The organism is Thalassospira sp. SM2505 (genome assembly GCF_054901115.1).
The window spans coordinates 4,504,167-4,523,032 of the sequence record NZ_CM142731.1 but is presented as its reverse complement, the minus strand read 5'-3'; the positions used below and the strand labels follow the sequence as shown (position 1 = coordinate 4,523,032).

Below are 18,866 nucleotides of genomic sequence, written 5' to 3'. Positions count from 1 at the left end.
GGCTACGACCATCAACTGATGAAATATCGGCCAAGTCCCACCAGAACCATCCCGACTGCCATTGCCGCGAACAGGTTGCGTGCAAGCGCCATAGTAATCACGGTGGCCGCTGCCCCGGCAATACCGATGGCACCGGCCGAAAGCGCACTGGGCACCCAGACCGAAATCAGAACCGCACCGGGAAGACGTTCAAGCACATGCGCCCAGCGACCATGTTGCGGCAAACGATCCGCCATCAAAAGCCCGCCAAGGCGCATGCCATAAGTCACGGCGGCCATGCCAAGGATGGTCAGAACGGCTTCAAGGCTGAAACTTGTCAGATCGGGGAACTGGTTCATTTGCCGGCCTCCGGGCTGAGCGTAGCTGTGGTGCCAGTACCTTCTGGCGCGCCATAGGCATCGCGACCTTCAACCGCAATCTCGGCTTCAAGGCTGTCGTCATCCATATCCGGACGCCAGGTCAGGGCGGCGGTGACAACACCGGCACCGGCACCGGCCAAAATCGACCAGGTGCCGGGCAAGGTGTAATGTCCGATGATCGATCCGATGGCGGCAGCCACCCATGGCAAAAGGTCAACCTTGCCCTTCCACATGCCAATGGTCAGGGCCGCAAAAACAGCGGTGAAGGCGAAATCAAGTGCATAGACTTCCGGATCGGGAATGCCGCCGCCCAGAAGATACCCGATCATGTTGCCTGCCGCCCAGACCACACCAAGGAAGATACCGCCACCGAGCAGAAATCCCGGATTGGCAAGATTTTCCTGGGTCATGGAGACGGCCCAGTTTTCATCGGCAACCATATGCATGCCGCAAATCTTGACCCAAAGCGGACGGCCTTTAAAAACCGGGCGAAGCGATGCGCCAATCAGGATATAGCGCATATTGATCACAGCCGTGGCAACGATGATGGTCGCGGCCGGGATGGTTTCGCGCCACAGATCAACCGATACAAATTGCGCTGATCCGGCAAAGACCGTCAGGCTCATGAATAAAAGTTCGCCCAGCGACAAGCCGCGCTGGGACGCAAGAACACCAAGCACCGCACCAAAGATGATGGTGCTGGGCAAAAGCGGCAGACAGGCAAGTGCGCCGCGTCTGATGGTATCAGAGTCGAAATGCCCGATTTGGGCAGGTCCGGGGCGTGACATTTCCGACGTTTCCTGTTGGTTGTTTGCCGGTTCATTCGGGGCGACCGGCAATTTTGGTGGTGGGCGAGGAGCCAGATCATACAGGCTCCAATATGGGACACAGGAAATAGGGCGTATTGGACGATATTGCTATTGGTGATTTCCTAGTCGCGTTTGGCGCCAAAATCCTCGATCAAAAGATCAAGAAACAGCTCTGCGACCGGATCAAGCTGCTTGTTGGAATCAAAGCTTGCCTGAAACAGTGCCTCGACAAAAAACTGATCGGGACGGATCGGGCGCATGCGACCGGCCTCGACAAACTGTTTGGCATAATGTTCGGGCAGATAGCCCAAAAAGGCGCCCGAAAGGATCAGCCGTGCTTCGGCTTCCATATCCGAAACCATGGCATGGGGCCGGGCAATTGCAAAATCCTTAAGGTCACGACCAAGCCAGAATTTCCGCCCGACAATCCGGAACCGGCGGATTTCGTCAATATCGATCTCGCTGTCAGGCTGGGTGTAAAGCGGATGATTAACCCCGCAATAAAACCGGTGCATTTCCGGATAAAGCGAAATGTAGCTCAGCCCCAATACCGTTTTGGGAAAGGCACAGATACCGACCTGAATGGCGCCGGTCACGACTTCGCGCAGCAAATCATTGGGCGGATAGGTGACAACATTCAATGTTACATCCGGGGCCTTTTGGACAAAGCGCGCGATGGTTCGTTCGATCTGGCGTGCGCCGGGATCGGTGATGGTGTTGTCGGTCAGACCGATGGTCAATGTGCCATTGAGCTTATCGCGAAGCGACCGCATTTTGGTCTCGTAATGCGCGACCGATTTAAAAAGGCGGTGGGCTTCTTCAAAGACGACCTGTCCTTCACGGGTAAGGGAAAATCCACTGCGCCCGCGTTTGCACAGGCTAAATCCAAGCCTTGTCTCAAGGGCGGTGACATAACTTGAAATCGTGGAAAGTGACAGGTTGAGATCGCTTTGTGCCGCAGCAAATCCGCCAGCTTCGACAATGGTCAGAAAGATGCGCAAAAGCTTCAGATCGGTTTGTTCAATCGCCATGGCACGGGGGTCCGTATTGTTTACTTTGGAAAATGCCAAAGTAAAGTTCAGCATTACGTGATTTTTCCGGCCCGCGCAATTTGATCTGCTGTGCAGGTGGTTTCAGGCCTGCATGTATCGTGGCAGCAGATTTGTGACTGGATTGGCCGGGTTTGGGGCAGTTTCCTGCTTTCACACCTGCAATGTGGACAGATGCAGCACCCTGAACCCGATAGTTCAAATAATCAGAAACGTCACGGACGTCCCCGATATCAGCGATATCCAAAAGGGTCCAAGGAGGCCAGCATCGTGAATAGTGAAAAGCTTGCAAAACTGCGCGAAAAATACGGCAACGCCAAAGGCGGCGATATGTTCGATCCGCATTTCAGGGAAGTGGCGGAAACCCAGTTTTCATCAAGTGGTGAACGTAAATGGCCCTTTGCCGGGGTGCCGACATTCCTTGATGCACCATTTGCGCCGGATGCTGCAAAAACCAATTTTGACGGCCTTGATGTTGCCCTTGTCGGTGTGCCGATGGATCTGGGTGTGACCAACCGGGCCGGGGCGCGCCTTGGACCGCGCGCCGTACGCAATATTGAACGTATCGGCCCCTATGAACATGTCCTGCGCATGGTGCCCGGTGCCCATTGCAATGTTGCCGATATCGGGGATGTTCCGTTCCGCAGTCGCTTCTCGCTTGAAAGCTGTCACGAAGATATCGTCGACTACTTCACCAAAATCGTTGATGCCGGTGTCATCCCGATTGCTGTTGGTGGGGACCACTCGATCAGCTATTCGATCCAGCGCGCGGTTGGCAAGGATCGCCCGGTCGGCATGATCCATCTTGATGCCCATTGCGATACCAGTGGTGAATATGAAGGGGCCAAATTCCATCATGGTGGTCCGTTCCGCCAAGCGGTGATGGACGGGGTTCTGGATCCGGAACGCACCATTCAGATCGGCATTCGCGGGGGGGCTGAATATCTGTGGGAATTTTCCTATGACAGCGGCATGACCGTTATTCATGCCGAAGAAGTCCCGCAGATCGGTGTTGAAGCCGTAATCGCCAAGGCCCGCGAAGTGGTTGGCGATGGTCCGGTCTATCTGTCCTTTGATGTTGATTGCCTTGATCCGTCCTTTGCGCCGGGAACCGGCACGCCGGAAATCGGTGGCCTGACCTCGCGCGAGGCACTGGCTATTTTGCGCGGGCTTAAGGGGCTGGACTTTGTGGGGGCCGACGTGGTTGAAGTTGCTCCGCAATATGACGCAACAACCAATACTGCCCATGTTGGCGCACAGATACTGTTTGAAGAATTGTGCCTGGTGACCGACGCGCTTAAACGTCGCAAAGGGGGCGCATAGGACGAACTGCCGGCCTGTCGGGGCGGGAGAAATATCTGTTCCTGACAGGCTGGCTGTCTTCTTGGTTTCGATCAGGCTTTGTGATCAAGGCTTGCGATAAAGGCACCGGGGCTGACACCCCACATGGCTTTGAAATGCCGGTGCAGGTGGCTTTGATCGGCAAAGCCGGTGGCGGCTGCCGCATCGGCAATACTGGCCCCGTCAAACAGCATGCGTTTGGCCCGGCGCAGCCGCATATGGTTGAAATAGGTATGCGGGGGTAGACCGGTGGCCTCGCGAAACACGCGCAGCAAGTGAAACCGGCTAAGCCCGGTAATCGTCGCTAGATCTTCAAGCGCGATATTTTCGTCCAGATGGGCCGCCATGTAATCAATCACGGCTTGCACGCGTTTGTCCTCTGACCCCGGACGATAGATAAAGGGCGGGGCATCCGCATGGCGCAACGCCAGACGGGCCGCACTGTAAAGCAGTGTACTGTCGCGTTCGAGCAAGCTGGTAGAGGCCACACAATCGGGCCGGAACATGTGGTGAAGCTGCTGTAATTGCAGATGCAATGCCGGATCATCAACCACGCAATTGCCAAAGAATGGCAGGCCGGTGCTGTTGGGCGACAGCTCGGTGACCAGATTGCCAAAGATTTCCGGCGCAATGAACATGATCTGGTAGTGATAGCCATCATCGGATGCCGAACGACCGTCATGAACCTGCATCGGGTTCATCATCAAAATCTGTCCGCGTGCGGCGACATAATTGGTGCCACGCGTCATGAATTGTTCGGCGCCGTTCAGGATGGTGCCAAACGCGTAATAGTCATGGCTGTGCTTGGGAAAGCTGAAATTCTTGTAATCGGCTTCAAACAGATCAATTCCGTCGGCTGCACGCCAGTGGCGGGCAATCTCGCGGGGGCGCCGGACCGCAGATGTTCGGTGCCGTGGCGCAGTGTTATGAGGCGATGCTGATCCCATAACCCAAGTATAGCGCCAAAAATGCACCCGGCTTGTACAATATTGTCATGGTGACATTTTCACGATGGCTGCAACAGCTGTGACGTCAAAAGTGACAGAAACAGACGATTCGACGGCGCCTGGCTGAAAATTGCGGAAAAGACGGCTTTCCAGATGGCATAGATCATCCTCAACAGATGTATAGGGTGATGTTCATATGAACATTTAATCCTGTCATTGTTGTTGTTTCGAGCGCGCAAATTAAAAGGAACGGTCACGCTTATCTAGACAAATGCGGATTTCATCTAAGTGTTACAAAACTGAGCCCTGCGCTGCTGTAAGGATCGCGCCAAACGTCCCATTTTCTGTTTGGAACTTACATGTTTCTTGATCGAATTCGCATCGGTTCGCGTATTTTCGCAGGCTTCTTTGTGCTGGTTGTCCTGCTGGTCGGGCTTAGCGCATTGTCTTCGACCTATCTGCTTGGTTTTGGCTCGCATGCTGATCGCATCGCCAAAAGTACCGGCCTTGTCGGGCTTGCCAATGACTATGCGCTTAAGCTTGAACGTCTTTCAAATCAGGTGCTGTTGTTTGCACAAACCGTCGATCCGCTTGATCGCGAGGGTATTGCAACCATTCGTGCATCGGCCGAGCAAAGCGGTGCCACCCTGGTCGAGGCGCTGCGCGCATCGGGTGATGCCGGTCGTGCCGATACCCTCGAAAGCCTGAGTGCCGATTATATCGCAACGCTGGAACCGCTTGTCTTGCGTGCGGAAAACCTGACCGCCGCATCCGACACCATGTTGCTTGGTGCCAATCAGCTTGGCCAGTCTGCTGCAAAGCTTGAACAATTCATCGGCAAGCGCGATCCCGGGATTGCCAGCAAATATGCAGACAAGCTGGGCGAGGCCAATCTGGCCGCCATCGTCAACAGCCTGCAATATTCAATCCTGCGCACACCGGAATCCCTTGATCAGGCGCGCTCCAACACATCTGCGCTGACCGATCTGCAAGATGAAATCAAAAACGCGGTTGGCAAATTGTCGCGTAATGACAAAAAGCTGTTTGCCTATGCCGTGCGGGACAATGATCTGTTGAAACAGGGGGCAAACCAGCTTGAAGGATCGATTGGTGGTTTCCGTCAGTCGATGGATGACTTCAAGGCGGCCGTCCGCGAAGTCCAGACCATCACCCAGAATATCCGCGCCGAGGCCATGGAAAACCAGACCCTTCTGGTGGATGCTGCACATGCAGAATCTGAAAGCTCGGCACTGACCAATATTCTGGTTGCCGCCATTGGTGTTGTGGTCGCCCTTGCCCTGGCATTGGGGATCGCCATGAGCATCCTGCGTCCGCTCGGACGGGTGAATGGTGACATGACGCGACTGAGCGAAAATGACACCGAGATTGATCTGGTCGATACTGATCGCCGCGACGAATTTGGTGCGATGGCGCGCACGGTTGCGATCTTCCGTGAAAATGCGCTGAAGATCGAACAAATGGCCGAGGAACGCATCACCCTGCAGCGGATCGAGGAAGAAAAACGCCGCGCATCCCTTGGAGCCATGGCCGAAACCATCGAAGGTGAGACCACGGGTCTTGTCAAATCGGTCAATCATCAGGTTACCCGCATGCGTGAAGCTGTGGTCGAAGTTGCCGCCGCCGCCGAACGTGTCACCACCCAGACACAGGCCGCAACCAGTGCCGCCCATGACAGCCAGTCACATTCAAATGCCATCAGCGATGCCGCCATCCGCCTGACGGATGCCATCGGTTCGATTGCCAACCGCGTCGAACATCAGCGCGAAATCGCCCAGAATGCCGTTGGCTCGACCGAACAGTCGGCCAAGGCGGTTGATGATCTGCGCGAAGTCGCTCAAAGCATCGAACAGATTGTCGATCTGATCCGTGGTATTGCCGGTCAAACCAACCTTCTGGCCCTGAATGCCACGATCGAGGCCGCGCGTGCAGGCGAAGCCGGCAAGGGCTTTGCTGTGGTCGCTGCCGAGGTCAAAAACCTTGCCGGTCAGACCGAACGTGCAACCGAACAGATCACCGAGCATGTCAATGCGATGGGGGCTGTAACCGATCGTTGCGTCGCCTCGATGGAGGAAGTCGGTGTGACGGTTCGTTCCATGATGTCGATTTCTGACGAGGTCGCCGGCGACGTCGAACACCAACGCCGCGAGACCGAGGAAATCACCGGCGCCATCTCGCTCGCGGGTGATGCGGTCCGCCATGTCGGTGTGGCGATTGTCGAGGTTTCCAACGATATCGAAGTCACCCGCAAGCTTAGCCTTGATCTGAACCGTCGTGCGGACGAGGTTGAACGCAATGTGACCGAACTGACGGCATCACTTGATCGTGCGGTGGCCTCGGCTGCGGATGATGGCGAAAAGGCTGCCCTGTCAGATGAGCCGGGTGCAAAGGAAGTCATCGAAGACTGGCGCAAGGATAATCTTGTCGCCTTTCCGCAAAACACGATGTTGGGGGCAGCCTGATCTGGGATACCAGACGGCAGGACTGCTTTTCAACCAGACCCGATAGCCATTCTGCTGGCCCGTGCATCATGACAGATGTGCGGGCCGGTCTGTTTCTGATCCGGGTGCGTATAAAACCACGGTTCTTGTCGGGATCAAGATACAAACTGCGACGTTTCTGATACACTTTTTCTGTGGTTCTGACCAACCGGTTGCAATATCTTTCCCGGTATAAGTGTTTCAAAAAACAACAATCTCCCGATGCGGGCAAGAAACTGAAATACAGAAATTTTCCCGGTAGGGAACAGGGCTCTCTTGGGGCAGGTCACGTGATCTGCCCGACTTGGAAGTATCAAAGTGATGGCGCGTAAATCAACGCTTCTGATCGCAGGTGTCGCACTCATTGCAGTCGCCGCATCTGCCTATATCTTTGCCAAAGACGAAATTGTCGCGCTCGTATCGTCGGGCGGTCAATCCGAACAGGGCCAGCAACGCAGTGGCGGTGGTGGCTCAGGCGGGGGTAGTGATCGTGCGCTTCCGGTGATTGCCGAATATGCCAGCCTGATGGATGAAACAACCGTCGTTGAGTCCGTGGGGACGGGCAAATCCGCCCTTGGAGTTTCGATTTATCCCGCAGTTTCCGGCGAAGTTGCAGACGTTCTGGTCCGTGCTGGCGACAAGGTCACCAAGGGTCAGGTTCTTGTCATTCTCAATTCCGAGCGCGAACGCCTTGCCCGCAATCTTGCAGCCGTTCAGGTCAAGGATGCCGAACAGCTTCTTGCCCGCTATGAGCAGGCCCGCCCGCTTGGTGCGGTTGCGGAAAGCGAGGTCGACAGCGCCCGGACCGCGCTGGCCGAAGCAAGAATTCAACTCGATCAGGCCGAGGTTGATCTGGCGGATCGGACCATTCTTGCGCCATTTGACGGCATCATCGGCATTCCCCAGATCGAGGCCGGTGACCGTGTAGACAGCTCCACCATGCTTGTGACCCTTGATAATATCGACAGCATTCTGGTCGATTTCGAAGTTGCCGAAACCCGGTTTGACAATGTCAAACCCGGACAGTCGCTGCGCGTTGAAACATGGAGCCTTCCGGGCGAACTTTTCACCGGGGTTGTTGAATCAATCGGAAGCCGCATTGATCCGGAAAGCCGGACCTTTAATGTGCGTGCGCGCGTGCCCAACCCGAATGGTCGCTTGCTTGCCGGGATGTCCTTTGCCGTTTACGTCGATATTGAAGGTAAACAATATCCCTCTGTTCCCGAGATTTCCGTCCTTTGGGGGGATGGTGGCACCTATGTCTGGCGGATCGCCGATGAAGAGGTGTCGCGTGTTCCCGTTCGTGTCGTCAAACGTACCAACGGCCGTATCCTGATTGATGGTCCGGTCGCCAAGGGGGATCTTATTGTTGTCGAGGGTGTCTTGCGCCTGCGTCCGGGCCGCAAGGTTGACGCAACCATTCGTAACACCATTGACGAACCCGGTGTCGCCGCCCGCGAGGGTACAGGTGAGGGGTCCTGACCATGACCGATCATTCCGGCAATCAGGATCAGAATGATCTTGCATCCCTTAGTATCCGTCGCCCGGTGCTGGTCTGTGTTGTCGCCCTGCTGATCATTCTGGCCGGTCTGGCTGCGATGCTTGGCGTGGAAATCCGCGAATTGCCGAACGTGGATCGGCCGACTGTGACGATCAGCGCAACCTATCGCGGCGCATCCCCGGAAACCGTTGACGCCGAAGTCACCTCGGTTCTTGAAAGTGCTGCTTCGCGCGTCAGTGGCGTCAAGAATATCAATTCCCAAAGCGAGGAAGGCAGCTCGCGGGTTCGCATCGAATTCTATCCGGATGTTGAAATCAATGATGCTGCCAGTGACATCCGCGAAGCCGTCAGCCGCGCGACCAGAAGTCTTCCGGACGAGGTCGAGGAAGTCCGTGTGGTCAAGGCCGATGCAGATGCCAGTGCGATCATGCGCATGGCGGTTGTCACCACCCGCCTGACCGAGGAAGAACTCGCCAATATTGTCGATGACCAGATCACCCCGGCCTTGCTTGCCGTTCCGGGTGTTGCGGAAATCACGGTCAACGGCGATCGCGAAAAGGTTCTTCATGTCCGCGTTGATCCGCTGCGTATCGCAAGTTACGGACTGTCGGTAAAGGATATTGCCGATGTTTTGCGAACAGCACAGTTCGACATCCCGGCAGGCAGCTTTGAATCAGCCGATCAGAAACTTTTTGTGCGTGCCGATGCATCGGTCTGGGAAGTCGAAAAGCTCAACCAGATGCTGGTACGTGACGGTATTCTGCTTGGCGATGTTGCCGATATCTATTACGGCCCCGATGATGCGACGTCCTATGTTCGCCTTGATGGCAGGGCCGTAATCGGGCTTGGCGTTGTGCGACAGGCCCAATCAAACACCATTGCGATTTCCAATGGTGTGCGCGACGCGGTCGACCGTCTGAACAAACAGTTCGATGGCATCGAAATCTTTGTTAACTCTGACGATGCGGTATTTATCGAAGGTGCATTGTGGGAAGTGATCTTTAGCCTCGCACTCGCGATCATCATCGTGATTGGCGTGCTGTATCTTTTCCTGCGCTCCTTTACTGCAACCCTGATTCCGACGGTAACCATTCCGATTGCACTGATCGGCACAGTTGCCGCTGTCTGGGCGATGGGGTTCTCGATCAATATCCTGACCTTGCTGGCGCTGGTTCTGGCGACCGGGATGATCGTTGATGATGCGATTGTGGTGCTTGAAAACATTCAGCGTCGCCGTCATCAGGGGCTTGGCTCAATGGCGGCTGCGGTGCTTGGTACCCGGCAGGTGTTCTTTGCCGTAATTGCGACCACGCTGACCCTGATTTCGGTGTTTGTGCCGATTTCTTTCCTGCCCAGTACGGCCGGTCGTCTGTTCCGTGAATTCGGTTTTGTTCTGGCCTTCTCGGTGGCGGTGTCATCCTTTGTTGCACTGACTTTGTGTCCGATGCTGGCATCGCGTCTCAAACATATTGATCCCCATGACGGTGATGCAAATGTCGAACCCAATATGCTTGAACGGGTCGGCATTTTCTTTGCGGGGATTTACCGCGTCATTCTGGAATGGGTGCTGCGCAACCCGGTCGTCACATTGATGATCTGTATTGTTGCCGGTGGTCTGGCGTTCGGTGCCTATAACGCGGTGACCAAGGAATTGCTGCCCAACGAGGATCGCGGACGCATTCTGGTATCCCTGCGTGGTCCGGACGGGGTCGGTATCGATTATATGGACCGTCAGGTCGAAGCGGTCGAAAACATTCTGCGACCGGTGGTCGATGCCGGGGATGCCTATAACATCTATACCATCGTTGGTCTTTGGGACCCCAACCGTGCATTGGTGATCGCACCGCTGGTGCCGTGGGATGAACGTGATCGCAGCCAGCAGGAAATCACCAACAGCATCCGGGGCAAGCTGAATGCCTTGCCGGGCGTACAGGCCTTTGTCTGGCAACCTAACAGCCTTGGTTTGCGTGGCGGAACCGGCGAAGGGTTGCAATTTGCCCTGACAGGGACGAACTATCGCAATCTTGCGGCCAATGCCCGTGCCCTTCAGGCCGAACTTGAAGCAAACAATCCGAAACTGACCGGTATCCGGGTGTCCTACCAGACCACCCAGCCACAGCTTCTGGTCAATATCGACCGCAAGCGCGCCTTTGATCTTGGCATCGAGATTGACGAACTTGATACGACGCTGCGTGCGATGATCGAGGGATATGAAGTCACCGACATCAATGTCGATGACCAAAGCATCCCGGTCAAACTGCGCAGTGCAGTTGGCAGCATCAATGACCCGTCCGATCTTGAGAACCTGTTTGTTACCGGAACCAATGGCCGTATTCTTCCACTGTCATCGGTCATCACGCTCAGCGAAGAAGCCGTTGCTTCCGAACTCGAACGCGAAGGTCAGCAACGTGCGGTGGGTATTTCTGCCAACCTTGCGCCGGGCTACACGCTTGACGATGCGGTTAATGACGTCACGGCTGCGGCCGACAAGGTCCTGTCGCCGGGTGTCGGTGTCTTGTTCCTGGGCGATGCCGCGGCCTTGGGTGAAACATCAAACGATGTTCAGATCACTTTCCTGATTGCGGTTCTGGTCGTGCTTCTTGTTCTGGCAGCCCAGTTCGAAAGCTTCATGTCCGCCCTTGTGGTGGTGCTGACCGTGCCATTTGGTCTGGCCGCGGCGATCTTTGCACTTAGTCTCAGTGGTACCTCGATCAATATCTATAGCCAGATCGGGCTTGTGATGCTGGTGGGGCTTATGGCCAAAAACGGCATTCTGGTGGTTGAATTCGCCGACCAGCTGCGCGATGCCGGCCGATCCGTCCGCGAGGCCGTTCATGACGCGGCGATGGTGCGTTTGCGTCCGATCATGATGACAATGATCTCGACGGTGCTGGGTGGTTTGCCACTCGTGCTTGGTTCCGGCGCCGGGGCAGAGGCCCGTGCTGCAATCGGTTGGGTTGTGTTTGGCGGGCTTGGCTTTGCCACCGTATTTACATTGTTCCTGACCCCGGTACTGTATCTGTTGCTGGCACCACTGGTATCGGCACGTGCGGATGGTGGTTTGAAACTGCAAACCCAGTTGCGTGCCGCAGAATCCATCCCCGACACGGGCGAGATTCCCGACGAACTCCCCCATGGATCAGATGCCAAGGGCGGTATTGAAGGAAGTGCGAAATAACATGAATACGCGTCGTCTTTTTGCAGTTTCGGGAATCGCTTTGCTCGGCGCACTTGGCGGCTGCCAGTCTGTCGGACCTGATTACACGGCACCGAGTTTTGACCTGGTGGGGGCCTATACCCCTGAAATCCCCGTAATCACCGCATCACAGGCCGATCACGGCCGCTGGTGGGAAAGCACAACTGATCCGGTCTTGCAGGGACTGATCAACGAGGGTGTCACCAACAATATTGATCTCAGAATTGCGATCAGCCGTATTCGTGCCGCCGCTGCAACCGCACGCGGTGTCGAAGGGGCCAATGGTCCGACGATTGGTGCAACCCTTGACAGTTCGGCGGATCGGTCAACCTCAAGCCGGGCCAGTGGCGATCATGTCGATGATCTTGGCTTTGGCGCGGGGATTGACCTGTCATGGACAGCGGATCTTTGGGGCGGACAGACCCGCGAGGAAGAAGTCGCCAAGGCCGATTATCTGCGTCAGGTCTATCTGCGCGAAGATGTCTATCGCACCATGATAGCCGACATTATCGGCAACTATATCGAACTGCGCGGCGCGCAGAAACGGCTGGCCCTGTTGCAGGACTCCCTTGATCTGCAACGCCAGACCAGCAACATCGTGCAGGTTCGGCTTCAGACCGGTCTGGGATCGGAGCTTGATCTTTCGCGTGCGCGGGCCGAGGTCGCCGATCTTGAGGCCACGGTCCCGACCTTGCAGACAAGTATCGACCGGTCGATCAATGCAATCTCGATCCTTGTCGGTGCACAGCCCGGCTCCCATCGCGACCTGTTGCTTGACGTCTCGCCCTTGCCGGAATTCCAAAGCAGTCCGCCGATTGGCATTCCTGCTGACTTGCTCCGTCGCAGACCGGATGTCCGCGCGGCGGAACTGGCACTGATTTCTGCGACCTCGCAGATCGGGGTGGAAACCGCCACACTTTATCCGGAACTGACGCTCAGCGGGTCTTTGGCCCTGGGGGCGACCGGATATGGCACCGGGCCGATTGTCCGCACAGCCATGGCGGCCATCGGAGCACTTCTGGACGCGACGCTGTATGATGGTGGTGAACGTCGTGCGAACATCACCGTGGCCGAAGAAGAGGCCGAACAGGCTTTCCTGACCTATCGCCAGACCCTGCTTGCGGCGATTGAAGAAGTCGAAAGTGCGATTTACGGCTATGTCGGTGCCATGCAGCAACGGGACTCCCTGATTGCATCGGTGCAATATCACCGTGATGCGTTTGAACAATCCAGGGTCCGCTATGTGCAGGGGCTTTCGGATTTTCTCGACGTGCTTGATTCACAGCGCAGCCTGACCGGTTCCCTGCAATCGCTTGCCGATGCCGAAACCGATCTCGAACTTGAAACCATCAATCTCTATAGCGCTGCGGGACTGAGTGTCGAGGATGTCGAACGATATGCATCCCAGGAAGGTGTCACTCTGGTGAATGGCTAACGGGCCCGGGTTTTCTGTGAAAACAAATATATCAGCGAACTGTGCCTTGAGTTTCGCAACCGTTCGTCATAGGTGTTTGGCAGAATGACTTCCGGGGATGATCATGACCGGCGATCTGTTTGCCAATGAACCACCACGCAATCTTTTGCCCTTTGACGGGGAAGTTTTGCTGCTGCGCGAAATCATGGACCCGGATGTTGCAGACCGGACATTTTCGCGCCTGAAAAGCGGGATCGTCTGGCAACAGGAAATCGCCAAAATTCATGGCAAGGAAATCCCCGTTCCCCGATTGACCGCTTGGTATGGCGAGGTCGCCTATCGCTATAGCGGCGTCTATCATCCGGCTGCACCGTTTCCATCCGTAATTGCACCCTTGCGCAAACTTGCCGAAGACCTTTCCGGTGCATTGTTTAATACTGTTCTTCTGAACTATTACCGGGATGGTCGCGACAGTGTTTCCTGGCATGCCGATGACGAAGACGTGCTGGGGGAAAATCCGGTTATTGCCAGCCTGTCCTTTGGCGAGGAACGGCGCTTTCATTTACGGCATAAAAAAACCGGTGATCGTATCAGCATCGATTTGCCGCATAACTCGGCCCTGATCATGGCCGGGCAAACCCAGCATTTCTGGTTGCATCAAATTCCCAAAACTGCCCGTCAGGTAAATGAGCGGATCAATCTGACGTTCCGCCATACCCAGCCGGAAAACAGATAAGGCTTATGAACTTCAATGTCTTCTGGTAGCGAAACATTGCTTTTGGCTATAGTGTAACCGCTTCAAATCACTATCAGTGTGAAACACACGGGCTCGGGGAAAACAGGCGCATGGCAAAACGCGTAAAACTTCTGGATGTCGCAAAGGCGGCCGGGGTTTCGCAAGGAACAGCGTCAAATGCCTTTGGCAAACCCGATCTGGTCCGCCCCGAAGTACGCGAGCGCATTTTTGCTGCCGCCAGGGAACTTGGCTATCGCGGGCCGCATGTCATGGCCCGGATGCTGCGCACGGGCAAGGCTGGTGCGCTTGGTGTGGTGTTTCCCGATAACCTTGAATATGCCTTTAGCGATCCGGCAGCGATTGAGTTGCTGCGCGGGATCGGGCGCGAATGTGCGCAGCATGGCGTCAATGTCATGATCATTTCTGCGCAAAATCAGCAACAGGCAATCGAGGCGGTCAATAATGCCGCTGTTGATGCCTTTCTGGTCCATTGCTATTCCGACAATAATGACATCATCGCCGCCATTCAGCGCCGTAACCAGCCGCTGATCAGCATCGATACCGACATTACCGGTGCGGCTGGATCTGTGGTGCTTGATGATTTCGGGGCGGCCAGAAATGCCGCCCGGCATCTTCTAGATTGCGGGGCAAAACGTTTTGGCATCCTGTCGCTTCAGGCGACCGAGCATGATCATTTCGGCCCGATGAATGCTAACCGGATCGGGGCGGCCAGCCACCGGGTCGTCCGTGAACGTCTGGCGGGCTATCACGATGCCCTGCAGGCAGCCGGGATTTCTGCCTCCGACATTATCCATGTCGAATGCGACAACCAGTCAGGCCATAGCGCAAAAATGACCACGGAATTGCTGGCACAGCATCCCGAAATCGACGGCATTCTCGGCATGTCGGATGTGATTGCGATCGGGGCGATTGATGCCGCGCGCACGTCTGGCCGCAAGGTGCCCGACGATCTCAAGGTGATCGGGATTGACGGTATTGCTGCGGGTGAACGCACCGACCCGCCCCTAACCACCATGTATCAGGACTCAGTTGAAAAGGGACGTCTGGCTGCAGAAATGGCCCTGTCAGACGGCGGTGGTAAAACCATCACCCTTGAAACCACCCTGTTGCTGCGCGGTTCCAGTAAACCCGCCTAGCATCTAGTTCCCATCCTTCGGGAAATTGAAATCCGGCATTGCGCGATTGCCTGCCAGTCCGTTCCAAAGGGCAAGATAACGATCATTCATTGCCGTCAGACTGTAATGATCAATGATCCGTTTGCGCGCAGCGGTCTTGCGACAGGTCCGGCTATCACTATCTTCGGTCAGAAGTTCCTCGATGGCGTTGGCAAGTTTATCTGGTGCACGCAGCGGGACAGTCTTGCCAGTACCGCCCAGAATTTCTGCAACATCACCAACATCATTGCCGATTGCCGGTACACCACATGCCATGGCCTCGCCGATGACATTGGGAAACCCTTCGCCAAAGCTTGACGACAGAACCGCAATGTCGAGGGCAGGCACGATCTTGGCAACATCGCGCCTTAGTCCAAGGGCTGAAACATGTGGGGCGAGCTCCGCGGGTACGGCAAGGCTTTCGGTATCGTGACCAATCAGGATCAGATGCGCATCATGGGTTTTGGCGCGAAGCAGCCTGATCGCTTCAAACAGGGTATCGTGATCCTTGGCCGGGTCCTTGCGCGCGACCATGCCAATCAAATGTTTGGCCGGTTCAATGCCAAGTTCGGCGCACAGTCTTTTTCGTGCACCGGGATCGGGGCGCCATTCATCGGTGTCAAAACCGTTGGGCAGATAGGCCCATCTTTTGGGGTGATAGCCGCATTTGATGTGATGACGCTGACCGGCATGCGAATTCGCGGCAATCACGGCTGGACGATCGGACAGTTTCGCCAGCAATCCCAGAACAATGCGGGTCGAACGTCCGTATTGTGCAAGATCCATTTCCGCACAGCGGATATTCCAGACGAGCCTTTTGGTCCCGCGTCCTGACAGGATGGCAGCAAGGGTGGCGATAAAATCGGAATGATACAGCCATGACATCATGGCGTCGGGCTGCGTGCGGCGCATCAGCCGTGAAAGCCGGATGATCGCGCCGGGCAAATCGCGCATGCCCGATGCCATGCCAAGGCAATGCAATTCAACACCGGCCGCCATCAGGTCGGGGCCGTATACCCCTTTATCCATCAGTGAAACAACGATCTGGCGCGGGATATCAGGCCCCGGATTTTGCGCGTTATGACACGCAATCCGGGTCAGGACGCGTTCAGCACCCCCGGCGTCGAGTTCGTTGATGATATGCATTACGGTTGCCATACCAAGGCTATAGCAGGCCTTTGCCCATCAGAACAGATGGCTATTTTGCAAGCTGCGAGTAGCGGTAACAATCCGTGGTGTGATCCATCACAAGGCCGGTGGCCTGAAGGAAGGCATAGATGATGGTCGTGCCGACAAACTTCATGCCGCGCTTTTTCAGATCCTTGGAAATCCGGTCGGAAAGCTCGGTCGAAACCGGGCAGTCACCCATGGTTTTCCAGTGATTGATCACCGGCTTGCCATCAACGAAGTTCCAGATATAGGAATCAAAGCTTCCGAACTCTTTCTGGATGGCAATGAATGTTTGGGCGTTTTTAATAGTCGCGGCGATTTTTAATTTATTTCTAATAATCCCCGGGTCGGCCATCAGCGATTCCTGTTTGGCTTCGTCATAGGCCGCGACCTTGTGAACATCGAAATTATCAAAGGCCGCGCGATAGGTATCGCGCCGTGCCAGAACCGTCAGCCAGCTTAACCCCGCCTGCGCCCCTTCAAGGATCAGCATTTCAAAGAAAAGCCGGTCATCATGGACCGGAACACCCCATTCCGCATCGTGGTAATCAATGTAAAACGGCTTGTCGAGATGGATGTTTGCCCAGCCGCAGCGCGGATGATCGTGGTGGGGCATGCTGGTTCCTTTCAATGGCACGGCGTGTTGGCGCGAGGCGCATTGTTGGCAAGAAGCGATCATGCCCGCAAGTCGATAAGCAGATGTGACTGACATCTCCTGACAGTTTCTGGCAAGGGCACAATGCAACCAGGCGGCGTATGGTGATGTCAATCGCACCACCTTGTCAGGTGACAGGGATCACAAAACGATGAAAACTTGGCCCGGTAACGGGTGAAATCAACGCTCTGCGCTTGCGTTACCGGCCATTGCCGACTAGGTTTTGCAGCGTGCAAACATCTTACCGGGCAAAAATCGAATATGCCCCGGCGATAGTAAGGAGCGGCGATGCTGGCGATTTTTTGGCTTATTGATACTGTAGTTGGTATCTACATTTTCATGCTGATTGCTTCTGCAATCCTGTCATGGCTTGTGGCATTCAACGTCATCAATACCAGCAACCGATTCGTCTATATGGTCGGTGATTTCCTCTATCGTGTGACCGAACCGGCCCTGCGCCCGATCCGGCGCGTCATGCCGGACCTTGGCGGCATCGATCTTTCGCCGATTGTTCTGATTCTTGTTCTGCAATTTGCCAATATGCTGATTCAGACCGATGTGCGGATGGCTCTTTTAGGTTACTAGATGTCTCATTTAGACAATGACTGATCCCGTTTGCGAGATACTCTCTGACCAAACCGGGATCCGTCTGTTTGTGCGTTTAACGCCAAAAGCCTCGCGCAATGCGATCAATGGTCTGATGAATGATGCGACTGGCCGCACACAGCTTAAAGTGTCGGTCACCGCAGTGCCGGAAAACGGCAAAGCCAATCAGGCCCTGATAAAACTTTTGGCAAAAGCGGCCAAATGGCCTAAATCCTCGGTCGGGATCGTTGCCGGGCATACAGACCGCAACAAGGTGCTGGTGATTTCCGGCAATCCCGCAGAGCTGACGGCGCAAATTACCCAACTTACGGGCGGACAGACACATGAGTGACGCAAAAATCATCGATGGCAAGGCATTCGCTGCCAAACTGCGCGAAGACATCACCGCAGAAGTTTCCAAGCTGAAAGCGGACCACGGTGTGACCCCCGGTCTTGCCGTCATTCTGGTGGGCGAAGACCCGGCCAGTCAGGTCTATGTGCGCAACAAGGGTAAACAGACCCTTGAATGCGGCATGAATTCCTATGAGCACAAGCTCTCGGCCGATACCAGCCAGGAAGACCTTCTGGCCCTGATCGCCAAGCTCAATGCCGACGAAAACGTTCATGGCATCCTCTGCCAGCTTCCGGTGCCCAAACATATCGACGAACAGGCGATCCTTTCTGCCATCGATCCGGCCAAGGATGTGGATGGCTTTCATGTCGTCAATGCCGGTGCACTGGCCACGGGCGGAGAGGGCTTTGCCCCTTGCACGCCTTATGGCTGCCTGATGCTTCTGAAAGATACCCTTGGTGATCTGTCGGGCAAACGTGCGGTGGTTGTCGGGCGTTCCAACATCGTTGGCAAGCCGATGGCGCAGCTCCTGCTGAAGGAAAGCTGCACGGTTACCATTGCGCATTCGCGTACCCGCGATTTGCCCGAAGAAGTCCGTCGTGCCGATATCGTCGTTGCCGCAGTTGGCCGCCCGGAAATGGTCAAGGGTGACTGGATTGCTCCGGGTGCCACGGTGATTGACGTCGGTATCAACCGCGTTGAAGGGGCCGAGGGCAAAATGAAGCTGGTCGGCGATGTCGAGTTTGAAAGTGCCGCCAAGGTTGCCGGTGCCATCACCCCGGTTCCGGGGGGAGTCGGGCCGATGACCATCGCCTGCCTGCTCAACAACACCTTGATTTCGGCCTGCCGTGCCAACGGCCTTGAAGCGCCGAACCTTGGTTTTGACAGCTAAATAAGGCGGTTAAAAGAATTTCAAAAGGGCAGCCAGAGGCTGCCCTTTTTATTTGTGTTCTACAACGACCAAACCCATAACAACATCGGCACCCCAACCACCACCAAGATGATCTTGATCGGCAGGCCGAGTTTCCAGTAGTCGCCGAAGTGGAAATCTCCGGGACAATGGTTCGTTGACCCTTTTC

General features: G+C 55.5%; 16 protein-coding genes. 10 read left to right on the top strand and 6 right to left on the bottom strand.

What is annotated here, in order from left to right; genetic code table 11:
* Positions 1-11: 11 nt before the first annotated feature.
* From ACTU44_RS21135 to ACTU44_RS21125, 3 genes are all read right to left on the bottom strand, one after another.
* Complete coding sequence (locus ACTU44_RS21135) at positions 12-338, bottom strand: AzlD family protein (protein ID WP_114097039.1); 327 nt, start codon at positions 336-338, stop codon at positions 12-14.
* Positions 335-1,147, bottom strand: coding sequence for an AzlC family ABC transporter permease (locus tag ACTU44_RS21130; protein ID WP_114097199.1), 813 nt, complete (start codon positions 1,145-1,147; stop codon positions 335-337). Before ACTU44_RS21130 ends, ACTU44_RS21135 begins: the two co-directional genes overlap by 4 nt.
* A 143-nt stretch (positions 1,148-1,290) precedes the next feature.
* A complete protein-coding gene (locus ACTU44_RS21125; protein ID WP_462096301.1) occupies positions 1,291-2,199 on the bottom strand; it encodes a LysR family transcriptional regulator in 909 nt (302 codons plus the stop codon).
* Between the two features lie 288 nt (positions 2,200-2,487).
* Here ACTU44_RS21125 and speB point away from each other — a divergent pair, with 288 nt between their 5' ends.
* Positions 2,488-3,540 (top strand): agmatinase, encoded by a 1,053-nt coding sequence (gene speB, locus ACTU44_RS21120; protein WP_462096300.1) that lies wholly within the window; start codon positions 2,488-2,490, stop codon positions 3,538-3,540.
* A gap of 71 nt (positions 3,541-3,611) precedes the next feature.
* Here speB and ACTU44_RS21115 read toward each other — a convergent pair whose 3' ends face one another.
* Positions 3,612-4,505, bottom strand: coding sequence for an AraC family transcriptional regulator (locus ACTU44_RS21115; RefSeq protein ID WP_336083164.1), 894 nt, complete (start codon positions 4,503-4,505; stop codon positions 3,612-3,614).
* Positions 4,506-4,864: 359 nt separating this feature from the next.
* On the opposite strand from ACTU44_RS21115, the gene ACTU44_RS21110 reads away from it, so the two are divergent.
* The 6 genes from ACTU44_RS21110 to ACTU44_RS21085 all read left to right on the top strand — a co-directional run bounded on the left by ACTU44_RS21110 (position 4,865) and on the right by ACTU44_RS21085 (position 15,007).
* Positions 4,865-6,985, top strand: a complete 2,121-nt coding sequence (locus ACTU44_RS21110; protein ID WP_462096299.1) for a methyl-accepting chemotaxis protein — start codon at positions 4,865-4,867, stop codon at positions 6,983-6,985.
* Positions 6,986-7,324: 339 nt separating this feature from the next.
* Positions 7,325-8,485, top strand: a complete 1,161-nt coding sequence (locus tag ACTU44_RS21105) for an efflux RND transporter periplasmic adaptor subunit (protein WP_114097045.1) — start codon at positions 7,325-7,327, stop codon at positions 8,483-8,485.
* Between the two features lie 2 nt (positions 8,486-8,487).
* Positions 8,488-11,682 (top strand): efflux RND transporter permease subunit, encoded by a 3,195-nt coding sequence (locus tag ACTU44_RS21100; RefSeq protein ID WP_462096298.1) that lies wholly within the window; start codon positions 8,488-8,490, stop codon positions 11,680-11,682.
* 1 nt (position 11,683) lies between these two features.
* Entirely contained in the window at positions 11,684-13,135 is a 1,452-nt protein-coding gene (locus tag ACTU44_RS21095; RefSeq protein WP_462096297.1) for an efflux transporter outer membrane subunit, read from the top strand.
* 103 nt (positions 13,136-13,238) lie between these two features.
* Positions 13,239-13,850 carry an alpha-ketoglutarate-dependent dioxygenase AlkB family protein gene (locus ACTU44_RS21090; protein WP_462096296.1) on the top strand — a complete coding sequence of 204 codons (612 nt, stop codon included), beginning with the start codon at positions 13,239-13,241 and terminating at the stop codon, positions 13,848-13,850.
* A gap of 110 nt (positions 13,851-13,960) precedes the next feature.
* On the top strand, positions 13,961-15,007 hold the full coding sequence (locus ACTU44_RS21085) for a LacI family DNA-binding transcriptional regulator (protein WP_336083152.1): 1,047 nt from the start codon (positions 13,961-13,963) through the stop codon (positions 15,005-15,007).
* A 3-nt stretch (positions 15,008-15,010) separates the two neighbouring features.
* Here ACTU44_RS21085 and ACTU44_RS21080 read toward each other — a convergent pair whose 3' ends face one another.
* Both ACTU44_RS21080 and ACTU44_RS21075 read right to left on the bottom strand, forming a co-directional pair.
* Positions 15,011-16,171: a glycosyltransferase gene (locus ACTU44_RS21080; protein ID WP_462096295.1), complete on the bottom strand. Its 1,161-nt coding sequence runs from the start codon at positions 16,169-16,171 to the stop codon at positions 15,011-15,013.
* A 52-nt stretch (positions 16,172-16,223) separates the two neighbouring features.
* Positions 16,224-16,811: a DNA-3-methyladenine glycosylase I gene (locus ACTU44_RS21075; RefSeq protein ID WP_462096294.1), complete on the bottom strand. Its 588-nt coding sequence runs from the start codon at positions 16,809-16,811 to the stop codon at positions 16,224-16,226.
* Between the two features lie 327 nt (positions 16,812-17,138).
* Between ACTU44_RS21075 and ACTU44_RS21070 the strand changes: the two genes are divergently transcribed.
* From ACTU44_RS21070 to folD, 3 genes are read left to right on the top strand one after another with little or no spacing between them, the layout of a single operon-like run.
* Positions 17,139-17,435 carry a YggT family protein gene (locus tag ACTU44_RS21070; protein ID WP_114097051.1) on the top strand — a complete coding sequence of 99 codons (297 nt, stop codon included), beginning with the start codon at positions 17,139-17,141 and terminating at the stop codon, positions 17,433-17,435.
* A gap of 16 nt (positions 17,436-17,451) precedes the next feature.
* Positions 17,452-17,787, top strand: a complete 336-nt coding sequence (locus ACTU44_RS21065; RefSeq protein ID WP_336083146.1) for a DUF167 family protein — start codon at positions 17,452-17,454, stop codon at positions 17,785-17,787.
* Positions 17,780-18,679: a bifunctional methylenetetrahydrofolate dehydrogenase/methenyltetrahydrofolate cyclohydrolase FolD gene (gene folD, locus ACTU44_RS21060; protein ID WP_462096293.1), complete on the top strand. Its 900-nt coding sequence runs from the start codon at positions 17,780-17,782 to the stop codon at positions 18,677-18,679. The genes ACTU44_RS21065 and folD overlap by 8 nt, the downstream gene beginning before the upstream one ends.
* Positions 18,680-18,866: the final 187 nt, after the last annotated feature.